The organism is Tenacibaculum xiamenense, assembly GCF_964513065.1.
GTDB lineage: Bacteria > Bacteroidota > Bacteroidia > Flavobacteriales > Flavobacteriaceae > Polaribacter > Polaribacter xiamenense.
In genome coordinates, this window is the sequence record NZ_CAZEQU010000016.1 from 116,280 (window position 1) to 134,407 (window position 18,128).

The following is an 18,128-nucleotide window of genomic DNA, read 5'->3' on the forward strand; positions in this document are numbered from 1 at the left end:
AATGTAAACCATCCTAAATTCGGTTTTATTTTAAATGCAGCACATATTAGTGCTATCCAAAAACAAAATATAATTGTGTAAATAAAAAAATTGATGATAAATGTTAAAATCTGATGTAACATGACTTTGTTTTTTTAAGGTTTATAATCTTGATCTTTTCACTAATTTTCTTTGTTTATACCAAGGTCTCATCGTCATGATTTTTGCCTTGTTCTTATGCAAATACAAAAAAGAATTCACTGGTAAATCCCTTAATTCTTGCGCACTAATCAACGGAACTCCCACTGGGCGTTCAAAAACTTCTTTAGTATCATTTCCTACTAATTTAGATGCCCAAGAAGCAGTTTCGTAGGAGACAGATCCAAATATGATTTTATTCATACAAGTACTTGCTATCACCTTTTTTTGAGAGCTGCCATACATATCCAGTTGATGTAAGTCTTGAAAAATCAACATAATAGAAACTGCTCGCTTACGCATCACAACTATATAAGAATCAAGGTTTTGCAAATAGAAAGTACCAGCTTCATCTATATAGGCATGTACATCTAATTGCTCTTCTCCTTTTTTTGGAAGCTCCATACATTGACCTAACAACATTTTATTTAAAATTGAAAGCATTGCTTTTACTCCAGAATTCCCCAAGCGATCCTCTCTCACCTGAATATAAATTCCTTGCGCTTTCTTCCTCAGTGAAGTAATATCATAGCTTGTACTACTTACAATCTCGTTCAATGTAGTATTATTAACAATCTTTGCTAAAGCTGATTTTGCAGTACTCACAACACTGAGTAACATTTTACTATTCTCACTACTATTGGCTACCATAGCTTTGTACTCTTCTTTTGTTTTCTCGTCATTTTTAAGATGAGTAATCACAAAACGATCTAATTTTTCTTCAGCCGAACCAAACCAATTCAAAAGTGTATATACCGTATTTAATGTACGAGGCAGTTCCTTTTGATTTTCAGCAGTTACACAGCGCATTAAAACCACTAACATATTCTCTGCGGAGTCCTTCCAGAAAGGATCTCCTCCTGAAGATTTCTCATACTGAATTTGCATGAACAAACTTGCTAAATCTTCTATACCATTTGTTGTTTTTGCAGCAAATTCCAGTATGTTAATTTTCACAGATTCTGAAGCTGAATCTAGATTAATGACCACCGAATCCATAGACTGAGATTCAATCCATCTGTGAGTATCTCGATAAATATCTGATGCCGGATCAATAACCCAAAAAGAATGTGGATATTTAGCTGTTTTCTGTAAAATTGTGGATTTAATTAAGGTTGATTTTCCTGATCCTGGTTGAGCGATTACCAATGTTGAAAGTTTACTAAATTCAGGCTTTAAATGCTTAATCCCATCTAAAGAAATACCTTGTGGTTTTCTATGGAAAAGCTTTCGTAAATCTTTATTTTTCATGTAAGAAACGCTCCCATAAAGCTTTTGATGCTTCCTATTTGAATTAAATAATGTGTTATATAATGACATAAAATTGTTGTTAAAATGAATAATTAGCGAGCTTTTCCTCGCTCCTGCTCTTTTTCTTTCCTTAGCTTTTTCAACTGTTCTAATTCTTGTAAAATATCATAGCGTTCTACTCCTAAAAAAGTTCTAAAACGATACTTATTTCCTTTATACCAACATCCGTTCACAATCCCTTTCTTTGTTGTATACAAAGTCAGTTCAGCATGCTTTTCTATTCTCTCACAGAAATCAGAAAAACTAATTGATTCATCTGCTATTTGAGTATAGATTTTAGTAATAAAATGCTTGTTATCTTCTTTATGAGTTCGTTTTGTTTTCGGAGTTTTAGTACGTTCTGGATCGGTATATACCAAAGATTGTAAATGTGGATATTTTTCGTACTGATATTCTTCCAAAGCTACTTGCTGAGCTTCATAATCCTTTCTAGAATTCCGTGTACTTTTTTTACTTCGATACTCATTGACGCTTATTAAAAAATGCCAATGATAGTGTTTAATGGATTCATTTTTCTTTTTGGTCTTATCTGGGCGATGAAGCACCCCATACACCATTGCCTTATCATACCCTCTAAGTCTTAAATATTCACCTGCCAAATCATATAAAATCCCTGAATTCGCTTCTAACTTTTCGCTATCTTCGGGTGTAAAACTCATAATACAATGCCTTAGATTCTTACTTCTCGAATGCTTAAATTTCGAATTCTCCGTAAACACCTTTGTTAGCTCTCTTGGTTTAGTAGCAAAACCTGTATTTCGAAACAATTGTGGATCTCCTTTCTGATACGATTCTAGAAAATAATTAATAAGTCTAGAAAACTTCTGATTCGATGTTTTTAATTCTTTAATAAACATCTTATAATTCGTTTTTAATTATATCTAGTATCCTCTGAACATACTCGATGAAACGATTGTTCTTCTGTTGTTCTTCTCGAAAAAATTGTTCAAGTGAAACAGGTGTACTAAAACTCAGATATAGATTTTCTAGTTTATAAAACTGTTCTTCTAACTTTTTTATATCTTCTAAATAAACCTGATTATTAGTTCTATTATCAATATGAAATTGTATCTGATTGATACTTGTCGCTATTTCTGATAGTTTAAGATGTATGGCTTCTAGCACTTCGTGAGAAACCATCATGTGAACCTGATCTTGATAACCTTTAGTAATTACATTTTGTAGTACAGCGGTTACGCTTGTTTTTAATTTTTCTGCATCTGATTTGAACCTATCAAAATCCTCTAAAGAAAATTTTAGTTCAACTCTTTTTTGATGCTTTCGTCTTTCTATTTGGTTATTTCTGAGTTTGGTTCTACGCCAAGCATTGTATAGCTCCATACGCTTTTCTGGTGTACAACTACTCTTACCAATTTGTAATAAATATTCGTCAAAATTCATGTGTAAAAAATCAAGTGATTACTCTTATACCATGTATTTCCAATTCCTTAAAAATTAGAATAGGCGATGCCATATCTAGCAATATTTATATTCTAGATAGTGGGTAATAGTTCTATAAATTTTCTTTAAAAAAGGGAGTAAGATTTCACTACCTTTCCTATTTGCTAACGGCTTTTAGATTGATCTTTTTGTTGTTGTTTCGCTTCTCGATTTTTTTGAAGCTCAGACAACTCTTTCTCTAATTTTTCTTGCTCAATCCTTTCTGCCTCTTTTTTTCTGTGCGTTTCTTCATGTTCCAAACTTTTTTTTACTAATGGTTTCTCATGTCGAGCATGACGTTCACCTTCTAAAAAAGATTTAACCATAATTGGGTCGTTTGCATGCTTGAGAATTTCTTCTATTAAATTTCCTAACATTTGCTTATCGTAAGCATTGACTAACCCCCAACGATAACCAAGCTGAAATGACTTAATACGACGAACAGTTTTTGCTTTTCTTAAAGCCAACTTTTCTAAAAGAAGCTTTTTGATACTCGATGTTATTTCTGATTTCCCCATAGCTAATACGGCTTATAACTATTTTCTTCTAAATACTTAATAATAGAAGCTTTCTTATACAAAATAATCTTCCTACTTGGTTGAGAAAATTCAATCTTTCCTTCTGAGCGTAACTTAAAAAGTGTAGTGTCAGATTTTATAGATAACATCTTCTTTGCCGCTTCTGTGTCGATCCAAATCTCTTCATTTTCCCTGCCTTCTCGTGTCTCAAAGTATGAAATCACTTTTTCTAGTAACGCAAAGAAATTCTCTTCGCTTATCATAATTAAGTTATCGGTTTTCATACTACAATGATTTAAACACTACGTTTTTTACTCCAAACGAAGCAAAAACAGATCGCCAATAAGTTTCCAAAAATGCCTGAGAAGTACGTTTGTTTTCTCCTATTCCCATATCTAACGGAAACACAAACTCTATTTTAGCTACACCAGACAACTTTTGAGGTAACTGGTATTTTTTACGAAGATTTTTTACATCTATCAAAGCGGCATATTTCGCATCTTTGTCCGAGATTAAAGGTCGTTTGTCTATCTGCCTAAATTCTGAAGATTCTATTCCATCGGTAAAAAAGAAAATCTGCTTCTTAGGGTTCGAGTTTCTTGATATTGGAACTATTGCTGCTAAAATCTCTGTCCATCTTGCTGAAGATTGATAAGAATCCATAAATGTGATTACCTTTTTAGCAAAACGCTTTCTCGACCGTCTCAGTTTCCCTTTAAAAAGCTGTTGCTGCATGGACAGTTCATCCGCTGAGTAGTAACTTCTATTAAAGGAAGGTTGTTTATATACGAACTTTTTTCTTGCTGTTGCAGAAGCTGTTTGCTCGCTTAAAAAACAAACCGTTACTTCTGCCAATGCTCCCGAACAAGCCTTTTCTATCAGCTTTTTCTTGTATCTATTCTGTTCTGGATGTTCTTCTGATGATACACTTACACTTTTATCTTCGAAGATCATAACCGTGTTTTGTGCTCGTACTATTGTTGTATCTACCAATACAAAAAATAGAATAATGAATACATTTTTCATGTTGTACGTTTTTAAAAATTAAGGTGTGAATGTTTGATGATGACTACTTAAACTTCTTGGAGGTGTATCTGATGGTGTATTAATCGCCTTTAAATACTCACTCGTAACAGGATTTGCGGCTTGGAGTGATTCTATAACTGCTTTTCTACCTACTAATCTCAAATATGGAGCTCTGAGTCCGTAAGCATTCTCTAATCTAGATACAAGACTAGTATAAGAGGCATGCTGTTTTTCAATACGCATAAAATAATAATCACTACTGAATTTCAGCCATAAAACCTGAACATATAAAACTGTTACGGCTTTAAGAAATGACGAACAGAAAAGCATAACCAAACTAAGTAAAGACAATGCTAGAAAAGAGCTACCCAAAATATATTCAGGTGTAGTATCTAATTTCTCCATTTTGGTTTTCATCTTCTTCTCTAAAGCGACCAATTCTTCTCGATTACCATCTGATTCTTCTTTTATCTCCTCTATTCTCTGGCTAAGTATTACTATATCCTTTCGGTAGTTCTTCTTTTCAATGTTATAAAAACTCAATCCCCCCATAATAAACATAACACAACAGCTGGTGAACATTCCTATTCTGAAAAATCTTGGTACAATTGGTTTCTTGCATAAGAAATCTTTTACCATAGGCTTTATAAGCATTGATCCTGTAAACAGTATAGCCGTAGTACCCCAACTCATGTATTTTGCTTTTTCAGGCGAAATACCTATAACTTTCTCAAAAATAATCTGAGACAACAATACCTCTGTAAACAAAGCACATATCACTGCTAATAATAAGAAAACAGCATCTATAACATTCGCATGAAAAAGTCCGTTCTTTTGGAATTTTTCTCGTTTTGGCTTTTCAAACTTTTTAAATTTTTCAAATTCTTTGGTTTTTAAAATCCCTAACAAGGGATTAATATATTCATCTGTAAGCCAATCTATCCATTTTAAAATCGCTGCATATAGTCGTACATCTTCAGCGACACTCTTTTTATGAAATCTATTATTCATGATCTTTTATTTTTTGTTTTGACATTCTTTCTTTTGAGATGTTGATGTATCCATTTTGATAAGGTTGTGATAATCTTCATCCACTTTTAAAAACTTATCTACTGCTAGATTGTAATCTGCTAACTTCTTAGCTGTTTTTTCTTCTAAATCACAACAAGCAGCGTTTAATACTTCTATATTTTTAGTGATATCGAAGGTTCCCAAACGTAACTTTGAAATACCAACCGTAATTCTATAACCATTTTCTAAGGACTTTGCTTTTCGTACACATGCTGAAAGCTCTGTATCTAGTATGTCATAGACTTCTCGATCTTTTTTAGGACGAAGCCAATATTTGAAATTTGTAAAAAATCGCATATTTTTATTTTTTTAAAAAATCTCTGAAGCTACTTTTACTCCAGAGATTTTGTTGTTAATTTTATGTTTTGATTCCCTTCTTTGAGAATTTTGGAAAAACTTCTTGTTATCTTGTCATATTTCTTTTCTGATTTTACACCCTTATTTGCAACTAAGAGCAGATTCATATTCGATCATGAAATCATGTCCTTTTCGAATTCAAATTCAAAGATGTATCAGCTTTTTTGTTTATTTTAGGTTCAATGCAAAAAATGCATCTATGATGCAGATAAATGCAAATACCCCCGTTTTAACAAAACCAATAAGTGCTTATATGGATGAAAATCAATACAGAAAAAAGGTCAAAAATTTTTATTTGGAAGGAAATAAAGGTTATATTCAAACAGATAATGAACCTGCCTCTCAAGATGATATTAGAAAAGCGTTTAATAGAATTATAGGTCGAGAATTATCGCTTTCTGCAAAAAACCATCTAACATATTATTTTGAATTAAAAAACTACAAGGATCTTAATCAAGCTATTATCCACAAGTTTCGTAGTCGTTTTCAACGAATTACAAAATTCTTAGACGGAACAAATGATGGTCTAAGTATCGACTCTGTTAAAGCATTAGCCATACTTATAAAGTACAATACATTTGTTTCAAAAAAGGAACGCTTACAGCGGCAAATTCCTAAAGACTTTGTAGGTAGAAACTTTGTATTTAATCGTATAAACAACTTTATAAATAATCACACACAAGGGTACTATTATCTTATTGGAAACCCTGGACTTGGTAAAACCTCATTAGCGCTTAAATATGCCTATGATAATGATGCAATCATACATCGTATAAACTATCAAAATAATGGTAGTAATACAGCATCTTATTTTATACATGAACTGTGCAATCAACTTAATGATCGCTACAATTTACACGTTGATGATTTTATAGCTTCCAATCATTTTGATGGAGACATGCTAATAGAATTATTAATGTTGATTACAGAAACGATAAAAAGAAAAATCGTTATTGTAGTAGATGGTATTGACGAACTTAAAAATCTCGAATATTTTAGAAGAAGTAATATTCTTTACTTACCCTCACAACTTCCTGAAGGTATCTTCTTTCTGCTAACCATGCGTGATATTGAAAATCAGATTCGACTTCCAAATAAAGAGAATGATTTTTATATAGACCATCTTTCACATGATAGTACTGAAAATATGCAAGACATACGACAGTACTTGAGAAATGCTTCTCAGAAAAAAGAAATTATCAACTATCTACAGCATCATAGTATAAGCGAAGAAGATTTTATAAATATACTAGAAGAAAAAAGTGAAGGAAACTTCATGTACCTCAATCATGTAATTCGAGAAATTATCGGCGGTGGGTATCAACAAAAAGAAATTAGTGAGTTTCCAAAAGGCTTACAGAATTATTATAGAGACCACTGGGAAAGAATGATGGAAGGTGTTTCTGAAATAGAGAAAGAGATTAAACTGAAAACCATCTATGTGTTAGCTGCTTATGAACATCCTATAGATAAAGAATATCTTACTAACTGTGTGAAAAGTGAAATCGAAACCTTAAAGTCATTTCAGATTGCTGAAGTCATCAATAATTGGAAACAATTTTTAAATACAATGATAGATGATGAGAATACTACAAAGTACTACATATATCATAAAAGTTTTTTAGACTTTTTACATAATCAAGAATTAGTTAAAGCTGTAGAATTTGATATTGAGACTGCTAAAAAAGTTATCGTCAAACATATGGAGGGAAAAGCCTTTGATGACTTCGATAAAGATGAGACGGGAGATATTATAGTAGACTGGGAATTTGAAGATTAATCTGTGAAACAAGAGATTTACACACGCCTTTCCAATCTTTCTGTGAAAGACCAAAAAGAAACACTGAAATATTTAGTTGAAAAACAGCTACAACAAAAAGCATATTCAAAAGTTGGAGCATTTTTAATCAACTACAGGTATTTGAAGTTAAAAATCGAATACTTAGGAATCGAAGCATTACTCAAAGATTTTGAAAATTCATTGGCTGTCATTCCTAAAAACACACCGCTTGAAAAACTTCTTAACTATATTTTCAAAAAGTTTAAAGCGATCAGTCATATTCTTAAAAATGATCCTTCACAATTAGCAGCATTACTATATGGATACTTGGATGAAACAAAATCTCCACATATTGCTAAACTTAAAGAAACGATTATTGCTCTGCATACAAATGTTTGGTTAAGATCTATGCAACCTAATTTGGACTCGCAACAAGGGACTATAGAGCGAACAATAAAAATAGGTAATTTAGATATTTGTGATTTTGAGGTATCAAAACATCAGAATCTTTTATATCTAGCTTTTGAAAAAGGATATGTAAAAACCATAGATGTAGAAGACTTTGCTATTGTTAATGAATTTCAAGTAACATCTAAAGCAACTCCAAAAAACATTAAAGAACTAGCCAATAATCATCTATTAATTTTAACAGAAACATTAGATAATGATTTTATTTCTATTTGGAATCTAATAGAAAACAAAAGAGTACAACAAATCGTAAGAAGTGCAAAACAATTTGAAGGTGGCTATAAAATAAGAGTTAATAACAAACAGAATTATTGGGCTATTGTAGATGATACCCAAAAAAATAAGCTTATTGTAAGAAATACAATAGATTTTTCTCAGAAACAGGTGCTTGTTTGTGATAACACGATAAATGATTTTGAGTTTATAGATACCTATACAATAGTTGTTACCACACACACTAAACAAGGAAAAGGATTTCTAACATACTATCAAAAACAACAAGATCATTTTATTAAATCTAAACATTTAGCATTAGGGATATTTTACAATGGAGAGATTCTGATACCTAAAAACTCGAATCATTTTTTTTTATGGAATATTGATGGTTGTTTTTGTGTACTAGATCAACACATAAATAAAATCCATAATCAATTCATTTTAGAAGAAACGCATAATAATACTTATATCAATACCATACTTCCTTTAATTAACATCAACACGATTCTAATCTTCTATAGTATTGGTATTGTAAAATGGTATGATTTTAAAGCACAAAAGTACTACAAAGAACAGCCTACAGAAGAATATATAAAAGCGGAACTACTTAGTAACAGCCGATACGCCATTGTAGATGATGCTATTAATAAAGTAGAATTATGGAATCTAAATACTGGCGAGGTTACTGCTGAAATTCTAAGCACTGCCACAAATAATAAATTTCGATTTTTAAACGCTGATATTCTTATTTCTACTGAAAAAAGTAGTGTGAGCTTTTGGAATATACAGCATCAGAAACAAGCTAGTTCTTTGAATCATAACACATCTATTAATTGTATAAAAAGAAATGGCAATCTAGTATATTCTGGAAGTTATGATAAAACGCTAAAAGAGATAACTTACCATGGTAAAAGAATAATATCAACAACTATTAATGAAGCTGAAAACGGAATACATGATATTGTATTTTTCTCTAGAAATAATCATACATATATCGCTTATACTTCGACTGATTTAGAATTAGAAAATGATGAAATTTATATTTATAACTTAAGTTTAAAACGTATAGAAACCATATTCAAAAAGCACACTCAATTTATTTATGGAATCAAAGTTTCACAGCTAAAAAACATACTTGTCTCAATGAGTTGGGATGGAACGATTTGCTTTTGGAACCTAAATACATTGAAACATGAAGAAACTATCAAATATACAAACCGAAAAAAAATTAAATACGGATGTCATTTGTATATAAAAAATGATTCGGAGTTAATAGTGACTTACCATAACAAAATTCATATATGGGATATTGAAACAAAAGAAAAAATTAAAACATTACGGGCACATCAAAAAAAAATAACTGCATCAAATATATCTAGTGATGTTACATTATTTGCTACTGCTGATAATAATGACACCGTTATTGTTTGGGATATAAAACAAAAAAACATTATTTCGAAATTTAAACTCCTTGGTTATATTACCAATATTGAGTTTATATCACTTAACCAGGACTCCTTTATTCTCTTATCCTATAAATCTGAAATGCTACTATGGAATATATATCTAAATAAGATTGAACAAAAATACCTCAAACATACTGGACAAATTAAAACATTAAAAATATTTAGTGATGGTTCTAAATTTGTATCAGTATCCTATCAAGGTGAAATTATCCTCTGGAATACTTTATTAGGTCAAGTAATTACAGTGTTTAATCTAGGAGATCAAAGAATGATAACTGCAATTGAACTTAGTGAAGATGAAAAAACCATCATCATTGGAGAATATAACGGGCAACTTCATTTTTTGAAGATTCAAAACCTTTAAATTTTAATTTGTTGTACCTATGTTGTACCTGTAAAACTAAAAAAGACTCCACATTTCTGTGAAGCCTTGTTATTACTAGTAGCGGGAACAGGACTCGAACCTGTGACCTTCGGGTTATGAGCCCGACGAGCTGCCTACTGCTCTATCCCGCGATTTGTTCTGCAAATATAGGCACTTTTCTCTGTTTCGCCCAAATTAAATACACGATTTTATCTAAAAAAAAGATAAACTAAACAATAACAACGCATTAAAAAAACGTTTTCTTCTTTAAAAAGCGCGTATCTTTGCCCTATGACACACAAAGCAGGATTTGTAAACATTATAGGAAACCCTAATGTTGGAAAATCAACCTTAATGAATGCCTTGGTAGGTGAAAAACTTTCAATCATAACATCAAAGGCGCAAACTACAAGACATCGTATTCTAGGAATTGTTAATGGAGAAGATTACCAAATCGTTTTTTCAGATACTCCTGGAATTATTAAGCCAGCATATGAGCTACAAGAATCAATGATGGATTTTGTAAAATCTGCTTTTGAAGATGCCGATGTGTTAATTTACATGGTTGAAGTTGGAGAAAAAGAACTAAAAAATGAAGACTTCTTTAGAAGAATTGTGAATAGTAAAATTCCTATCATCTTATTATTAAATAAAATTGATAAATCGACTCAAGAAGAAGTTCAAACAAAAATTGATTACTGGAAGAAAAAAGTTCCCAATTCATTTGTATACATTATTTCTGCTTTAGAAAAATTCAATGTTGAAACTGTTTTCTATAAAATAATTGAGCTGCTACCAGAAGCTCCACCTTTTTACCCCAAAGATCAGCTAACGGACAAACCAGAACGTTTTTTCGTTAACGAAACTATCCGAGAAAAAATATTGCAGCAATACAAAAAAGAAATTCCTTACTCTGTTGAAGTTGAAACCGAAAGCTTTGTAGAGGAAGATAATATTATAAAGATAAGATCTGTGATTATGGTAGAGCGTGATACTCAAAAGGGTATTATTATCGGACATAAAGGTAGTGCTATCAAAAGAGTTGGAACAGATGCTAGAAAAGATCTACAACACTTTTTTGATAAAAAGGTTTTTCTTGATTTATATGTAAAAGTGAATAAGAATTGGAGATCTAATGATCGACAATTAAAACGCTTTGGTTATAAAGACTAAAATTTTATAATTGCTTTAAAACCTGTTTCATAAAACTTTTAAGTTCATTCATTTGCTTTTCACCAGTTGATTTTCCAATACTCCCTATGAAATACAATAGTATCCATAAAATCGGTAAGGCAATTAACATCACAACAGGAAAAAAATAGCTCTTATTTAATGACCAGTTACTATAGGCTATAATTGCAAAAATTAAAAAAGCGGTTGCCACTGCAAAATGAATAAACATGAAAAGGGTCCAAACTTGAGGTTTTGGACCAAACAAACCTTTAAGTTTACTAGTATTTTCTGTTAGCTCTTCAACTTCTATTTGTAATTGTGGCGACCAATAATGATTATCTTTTTCAGGAATATCAATTACAATATGTTGATCAACAACTTTCATTTTATAACGTTCTTCTGTACGAATATAATCTTTCAACTTGTTTAATAAGTTATTCGCATTCATTTCAAAGTCCATTTGAAATCGTGGCTTTAAAAAAATTTGATTGTACAGCTTGTCATCCATAGTTTCGTCGTTGATTAGTTCAGATTTACAATTTAAAAAAATTATTAGCATCTTAATAAAATTCCACTTTTCATTTTCAATCTTTCAATAATAAAAGTTTAACCAAAAAGAAAAGCTTTGGTAACAAACTGCGGTACATACGACCTTTAAGCATAACTAAAAATTTCGAATTAACTAACCTTAAATTCACTTACAAAATTGACTTTTAGCAAATTAATCAACGAACAGAATTATGAATTTTAAAAATGTAAAAAATTGGGGGATAGTTCTATTAGGAACTTTATTTTACTTTACTTCCTGTCAAGATGGAATTGATGGGACAAATGGAATCGATGGAGCAGACGGTGCTAACGGAAATGATGGTATAGATGGAAACGATATAACCTACTTTGCAACTACGGCTAAAGTCGCTTTAGGTGATGGAATTACTGAAATATCTGCTTTTGATCCAAATACAAAAACTATTTTTTCTACCAACTCAGAAGCTAAAGAAGTAGAAGTAATTGATATTACAGATGTAAATTTGCCTCAAATTAAAACTGCAATTGATATAACCGCTTTCGGAGGGAATGTTAACAGTGTTGCCTGTAAGAATGGATATTTAGCAATTGCCATTGAAGCTCCAACAAAAACAGACAATGGAAAAGTTGTTATCTTCAAAACCGACAACTTGACCTCACCATATGCTGAAATTGCCGCAGGAGCTTTACCAGACATGGTAACATTTACTCCTGATGGAAAGTATGTTTTATCTGCCAACGAAGGTGAACCGAATGATGCTTACACTATTGATCCAAAAGGTTCTATAACATTAATTGATGTAGAAGCGAAAACGGCTACTCAAATTGTCTTTGATAGTTTTAATGCTCAGGAAGCCGCTTTGGAAGCTGAAGGATTCAGAGTTTTTGGTCCTGGTGCTGATTTAAGTACTGATGTAGAACCTGAGTATATTACGGTTTCATCAGATTCTAAAACAGCGTTTATTTCCCTACAAGAGAATAATGGTATTGCGAAACTTGATATTGATTCGAAAGTTATTACTGATATTTACCCTTTAGGTACAAAAGACTATTCTGAAATTCTTTTCGATTTAAGTGATAAAGACGATACTCCAGGTAATTTAAATACTTGGCCTGTTTTGAGTTTTTATCAACCAGATGCTATTGATTATTTTGAAGTAAATGGTATAGGATATATTATAACCGCGAATGAAGGAGACGCCAGAGATTATGATGGATATTCAGAAGAAGAGAGAGGTGATGATTTAAATTTAGACCCAACAGCATATCCTAATGCAGCCGAATTACAAGAAAAGAAAAACTTAGGTCGTTTAAAAGTAACAACCGCGAATGGTGATACTGACAATGACGGAGATATCGATCAAATTTATGGATATGGAGGACGCTCATTTTCTATTTGGAATACTACAGGTAATTTAATTTTCGATTCTGGAAATGAATTTACGATAAAAGCTTTATATGAGTTTGGAAACTATCCAGAAGGAAGATCAGACGATAAAGGTACAGAGCCCGAAGCTGTAACTACTTTTGCAGAAGGAGATAATATATATGCGGTAATAGGTTTGGAAAGAAGTGGAGATGTTTTAATCTATAATATTCGTGATGTGTACAACCCTGTTTTTGTCCAAAGATTAAGAAATACTTCACCAGAAGGATTGCTTGTTGTAAATGCAGCAGACAGCCCAAACGGAAAAACTCTTTTAATTGTTTCAAATGAAGCACCAGACGATGCAACTTTAAACATCTATTCCAAATAAATGGACTTCAGAAAATATTGATAATAAAACAACTATTGATTATGATTCAATAGTTGTTTTGTTTTACAGAAACACTACCTTTGCAAAATGAGTAATATTATAGCAATAGTAGGAAGACCTAACGTAGGAAAATCTACACTATTCAATCGTTTAATAAAACGTCGTGAAGCCATTGTAGATTCTGTGAGTGGTGTTACCAGAGATAGACACTATGGAAAATCAGAATGGAATGGTAAAGAATTTTCTGTGATAGATACGGGAGGTTATGTTGTTGGGTCTGATGATATTTTTGAAGAAGAAATAAGAAAGCAAGTTCAACTTGCTATTGAAGAAGCTGATATCATTTTATTTGTAGTAGATGTTGAGCAAGGTATTACTCCGATGGATGATGCCGTGGCTAAAATTTTACGTCAGGTAAAAAAGCCACTTTTTATGGCTGTAAACAAAGTTGACAATGCCATGCGCCATGCAGATGCAGTAGAATTCTACAACCTAGGTTTAGGAGACTATTATACAATTTCTTCGATTAACGGAAGTGGAACAGGAGAGCTATTGGATGCAATTGTTGAAGAAATGCCTGATCCAGAAGAAGACGAAGATTTGGATAATGAATTACCGAGATTTGCCGTTGTAGGACGTCCAAATGCTGGAAAGTCTTCTTTAATAAATGCTTTAATTGGTGAAGACAGAAATATAGTTACCAATATTGCGGGTACTACACGTGATACCATTGACACCAAATACAATCGTTTTGGATTTGAGTTTAACTTGGTAGACACCGCTGGAATTAGAAAAAAATCGAAAGTAAAGGAAGATCTTGAATTTTATTCGGTAATGAGAGCCGTAAGAGCCATTGAACACTGTGATGTTGCTCTTATAGTTATTGATGCCACCAGAGGATTCGAAGGTCAGGATGAAAAAATATTTTGGTTAGCTGAAAAAAACCGTAAAGGTGTTGTGGTTTTGGTTAACAAATGGGATTTGGTTGAAAAAGAAACGAATACCATGCGTGATTTTGAACGTCGTATAAAAGAGAAGGTTGCTCCATTCACAGATGTTCCTGTAATTTTTATTTCAGCCTTAACAAAGCAACGTATTTTCAAAGCTATTGAAACTGCGGTAGAGATATACGAAAATAAAAAACGTCGTATTCCTACAAGTAAGCTTAACGAAACAATGTTAGATATTGTTCAGCAAAATCCTCCCCCAGCAACAAAAGGGAAGTTTATAAAAATTAAATACTGTATGCAATTACCAACGCAAACTCCTCAGTTTGCTTTCTTCGCGAATTTGCCGCAGTATATTAGAGATCCTTACAGACGTTTTGTCGAAAATAAATTACGTGAACACTACAGCTTTACTGGGGTTCCAATTAGTATTTATTTTAGACAAAAATAACTTTAACACATCTTTAACTCAGAGATATACAATCTTATTACGAGTTTTGGTTCTGGAAACAAAAACACAGACCAACTTTCGTAATAAGATTTTTTTGTTGCTTTTTTGAAACATTTAAAATTTTCTTTCGTTGTTTAGGTCGGACAAAACTAATATTAAATATTTACGAGGGATCTATGAAAAAAATATTCATTGCTATCGCTATGTTTACCTCTGCAATCACCTTTGCTCAGTCATATCCGTTCAATATATCTGGGAAAATACAAACTGATACTGATAAAACAGCTGTTGAATCAGCTACAGTGTATTTAGAAAGAGTAAAAGATAGCTCAGTGGTATCATACACCATTTCAAATGAAAAAGGAAATTTCACACTGGAAGGAAAATCTTTTTATAAAGACTTAAAACTATTGGTATCATTCGTAGGAATGAAAAACTTCTCCAAAACGTTAGACTTATCAAAAAAAGGAAGCCTTAATCTTGGTATTATTAACCTTAAGGAAAATGATAATCTCTTAAGCGAAGTTGTTGTAAAATCGACTGCACCAATAACCATCAAAAAAGACACCTTGGAATTCAATGTTAAATCCTTTAAAACAAAAAAAGATGCGAACGTTGAAGATCTATTAAAAAAACTACCAGGAATTGAAGTTGATGAAGAGGGAAAAATTACTGTAAATGGTAAACCCGTAAATAAAATCTTGGTAAACGGGAAACCTTTCTTCGGAAATGACCCAACCATTACCACTAAAAATTTATCTAAAGATATTATTGAAAAAATTCAAGTTACTGACACTAAAACTAAATCTGAAGCTTTCAGCGGTGAAAACGGTGATGGAGAGAATAAAACTATAAACCTTACTATAAAAAAAGAAAATAATAAAGGTTGGTTTGGTCGAGTTTCTGCCGGTGCTGGAACCGATGAAAGATACGAAGGAGCCGCTATGGTGAATCGTTTTGATAATGATCAACGAATAAGTGTTCTCGCCAGCACAAACAATATTAATTCTCCAGGATTTAGTTTTGGAGAAATTAGAAAAATGTTCGGTGGCGGTGGAAATATATGGTTTAATGGTAACGGATCATTCAATGTTAATGGGCGTAGTTTCGGTGGTGGAAGTGGTATTATAAAATCGAAAACCGCTGGGATGACCTATGCAGACACCTATAAAAAGGGGTTGGATGTTAACTTAAATTATTTCTATTCTGGAAGTTCTTCTAATAACGATTCAAAAAACAGTAGAGAAAATATTCTTCCTGATAGCCGTTATTTTTCAAACAATACATCTTCTACCTTCGATGAAAATGATAACCACAGTATAAATGCTGAATTTGATATTGAAATCGATTCTACTTTTTTAATAAATGTTTCTCCTAGGTTTGTATTAAATGATAGAGAAGGTACCTATAGAAGCAACGAAGAAACTTTTGATGAAAATCGAGTATTAATGAATCAATCCAATATAAATTCAAGGTCTTCATCTACAGCGAAAAACTTTGAAAATGACATTGACATTACAAAAAAAATTGGTAGAGGTGGTTCATTCATAAAAGCTTCTATCACAAATCAAATTGATAAATCTGATACGGAAGATTATGTTATTTCAACAGCCGAAACTTTTGGAACAGACCCTTCTGTTATTGAAAGAAATCAATTTAGTGATCAAAGTAATAATTTAACCAGTTTAAAAACAAGAATTAGCTATCGATATCCAATTATTTCAAAAAAGTTATTTTTTGATGCTAAGTATGCTTATAGAAATTTTGAGCGAGAAAATATTAAAAGCACGTTTGACTTTAACAATACCAGTGGTTTATACGATTTATTCAATACTGAACTAAGTTCTAATTTTACTTCAAATGATATTTCTAAAACTCCTACTGCTGGAATATCTTATAAATCAAAGAAGTTTCGATTTAATATAAACGCAGGGGTACTTAACAGAAATTTAGAAAATGAAGATGAGTTAAGACCTGAACTAAACTTTAAAAAAGATTTCAGTTCGTTCATTATGAGTTCTACTTTTAGATATAGATTCGATTCTAAGGCTAGAATTTATATTAACTATGATTTAGATAGTGATGCTCCGAGCATACGACAATTAAACCCTTTTTCAGATGTAAGTAATCCGCTAAACATTGTTACAGGTAATCCATTCCTGAAACCAACTGAAAGGCATAGTTTATATCTAAGTTTCAATAAATTCGATTGGCAAAAAAGAACAGGGATTTATTTTTATTCAGGAGGAAATTTAACGAACAATAGAGTTGTTTCAAAAAGTGTTGTTGACAGTAATTTCAAAAGAACAACCACTTTCGAAAATGTTGATGGTTATTACAATGTATGGGGAGGAGCTTCTTATAGTAAAAAGATCAAAATTGATACAATTACAACCATTAATATCAGAACTGGCGTTAATTTAAATGGCAATAGAAATATTAACTTTTTTAATGATGTAAAGTACAAATCGACAACTACTTCTATTTCTCCTAATATTGGTTTTACTCTTGAGTGGAATAAAGTTTTAATGATTGAGCCTAGATATACTGTTAGTCTCTCAAAAACAACGTTTGATTTAGATAACTTTACAAATCAAAACTTTACCCGTCATAATTTGAATATCAGATCTAGAGCTACGTTCTTAAAAAAACTAGAATGGAACAATGATGTCAGATACAGTTATAACCCAGATGTAATAGGCTTTAATAAATCTGCTTGGTTCTGGAACTCTACTCTTTCATATTCAGTTTTAAAAGATAAAGGTAGTATTACTCTCAAAGCGTATGATCTATTAAATCAGAATAATAATGTTCGAAGACGAGCTACACAAAACTATATAGAAGATTCTGAAAGCACCGTTTTACAGCAATACTTTATGCTTGGTTTCAGTTGGAAGTTTAACAGTTTAGGTAAAAAGGGTCAAATTAGAGATCATGATTTTTATTTTTAATATAAATACATTATAAAAATTACTCTCAGCATATCAAAACATTCTTAAGTAATTAACAAATTACACCTCATAAGTGTCGAATATCTGTGAGGTGCAAAAAATTAAAACTAATTAACAATGAAAAAAT

Annotated in this window: 15 protein-coding genes and 1 tRNA gene; 6 read left to right on the plus strand and 10 right to left on the minus strand. The window is 31.6% G+C overall.

Going from position 1 to position 18,128, the window contains the following annotated elements; genetic code table 11:
- Positions 1–141 precede the first annotated feature (141 nt).
- The 8 genes from ACKTTV_RS07310 to ACKTTV_RS07345 form a co-directional block, all read right to left on the minus strand.
- Positions 142–1,497, minus strand: coding sequence for a type IV secretory system conjugative DNA transfer family protein (locus ACKTTV_RS07310; protein ID WP_408030171.1), 1,356 nt, complete (start codon positions 1,495–1,497; stop codon positions 142–144).
- 23 nt (positions 1,498–1,520) lie between these two features.
- The gene (locus tag ACKTTV_RS07315) at positions 1,521–2,345 is read right to left on the minus strand and encodes a relaxase/mobilization nuclease domain-containing protein (protein WP_408030172.1); all 825 of its coding nucleotides are present in this window, start codon (positions 2,343–2,345) and stop codon (positions 1,521–1,523) included.
- 1 nt (position 2,346) lies between these two features.
- Positions 2,347–2,889, minus strand: coding sequence for a hypothetical protein (locus ACKTTV_RS07320; protein ID WP_408030173.1), 543 nt, complete (start codon positions 2,887–2,889; stop codon positions 2,347–2,349).
- 164 nt (positions 2,890–3,053) lie between these two features.
- The gene (locus tag ACKTTV_RS07325) at positions 3,054–3,446 is read right to left on the minus strand and encodes a hypothetical protein (RefSeq protein WP_408030174.1); all 393 of its coding nucleotides are present in this window, start codon (positions 3,444–3,446) and stop codon (positions 3,054–3,056) included.
- A 2-nt stretch (positions 3,447–3,448) separates the two neighbouring features.
- Positions 3,449–3,730, minus strand: coding sequence for a hypothetical protein (locus ACKTTV_RS07330; RefSeq protein WP_408030175.1), 282 nt, complete (start codon positions 3,728–3,730; stop codon positions 3,449–3,451).
- Between the two features lies 1 nt (position 3,731).
- The gene (locus ACKTTV_RS07335; RefSeq protein WP_408030176.1) at positions 3,732–4,472 is read right to left on the minus strand and encodes a hypothetical protein; all 741 of its coding nucleotides are present in this window, start codon (positions 4,470–4,472) and stop codon (positions 3,732–3,734) included.
- A gap of 18 nt (positions 4,473–4,490) precedes the next feature.
- Positions 4,491–5,483, minus strand: a complete 993-nt coding sequence (locus ACKTTV_RS07340; RefSeq protein WP_408030177.1) for a hypothetical protein — start codon at positions 5,481–5,483, stop codon at positions 4,491–4,493.
- Between the two features lie 6 nt (positions 5,484–5,489).
- A complete protein-coding gene (locus ACKTTV_RS07345) occupies positions 5,490–5,840 on the minus strand; it encodes a hypothetical protein (RefSeq protein ID WP_408030178.1) in 351 nt (116 codons plus the stop codon).
- A gap of 259 nt (positions 5,841–6,099) precedes the next feature.
- On the opposite strand from ACKTTV_RS07345, the gene ACKTTV_RS07350 reads away from it, so the two are divergent.
- Both ACKTTV_RS07350 and ACKTTV_RS07355 read left to right on the plus strand, forming a co-directional pair.
- Positions 6,100–7,680 (plus strand): AAA family ATPase, encoded by a 1,581-nt coding sequence (locus ACKTTV_RS07350; RefSeq protein ID WP_408030179.1) that lies wholly within the window; start codon positions 6,100–6,102, stop codon positions 7,678–7,680.
- A gap of 3 nt (positions 7,681–7,683) precedes the next feature.
- Positions 7,684–10,194, plus strand: coding sequence for a WD40 repeat domain-containing protein (locus ACKTTV_RS07355; RefSeq protein ID WP_408030180.1), 2,511 nt, complete (start codon positions 7,684–7,686; stop codon positions 10,192–10,194).
- 79 nt (positions 10,195–10,273) lie between these two features.
- On the opposite strand, the gene ACKTTV_RS07360 is transcribed toward ACKTTV_RS07355, so the two are convergent.
- Positions 10,274–10,346: transfer RNA gene (locus tag ACKTTV_RS07360), tRNA-Met, on the minus strand.
- 139 nt (positions 10,347–10,485) lie between these two features.
- Here ACKTTV_RS07360 and era point away from each other — a divergent pair.
- Positions 10,486–11,367 carry a GTPase Era gene (era, locus tag ACKTTV_RS07365; protein WP_408030181.1) on the plus strand — a complete coding sequence of 294 codons (882 nt, stop codon included), beginning with the start codon at positions 10,486–10,488 and terminating at the stop codon, positions 11,365–11,367.
- 4 nt (positions 11,368–11,371) lie between these two features.
- Here the strand turns inward: era and ACKTTV_RS07370 are convergent, their stop codons facing one another.
- Complete coding sequence (locus tag ACKTTV_RS07370) at positions 11,372–11,875, minus strand: GTP-binding protein (protein ID WP_408030182.1); 504 nt, start codon at positions 11,873–11,875, stop codon at positions 11,372–11,374.
- Between the two features lie 232 nt (positions 11,876–12,107).
- Here ACKTTV_RS07370 and ACKTTV_RS07375 point away from each other — a divergent pair, with 232 nt between their 5' ends.
- The 3 genes from ACKTTV_RS07375 (at position 12,108) to ACKTTV_RS07385 (ending at position 18,001) form a co-directional block, all read left to right on the plus strand.
- Complete coding sequence (locus tag ACKTTV_RS07375; protein ID WP_408030183.1) at positions 12,108–13,652, plus strand: choice-of-anchor I family protein; 1,545 nt, start codon at positions 12,108–12,110, stop codon at positions 13,650–13,652.
- 87 nt (positions 13,653–13,739) lie between these two features.
- Positions 13,740–15,050, plus strand: coding sequence for a ribosome biogenesis GTPase Der (gene der / locus ACKTTV_RS07380; protein ID WP_408030184.1), 1,311 nt, complete (start codon positions 13,740–13,742; stop codon positions 15,048–15,050).
- A 176-nt stretch (positions 15,051–15,226) separates the two neighbouring features.
- Positions 15,227–18,001, plus strand: a complete 2,775-nt coding sequence (locus ACKTTV_RS07385) for an outer membrane beta-barrel protein (protein ID WP_408030185.1) — start codon at positions 15,227–15,229, stop codon at positions 17,999–18,001.
- Positions 18,002–18,128 lie beyond the last annotated feature (127 nt).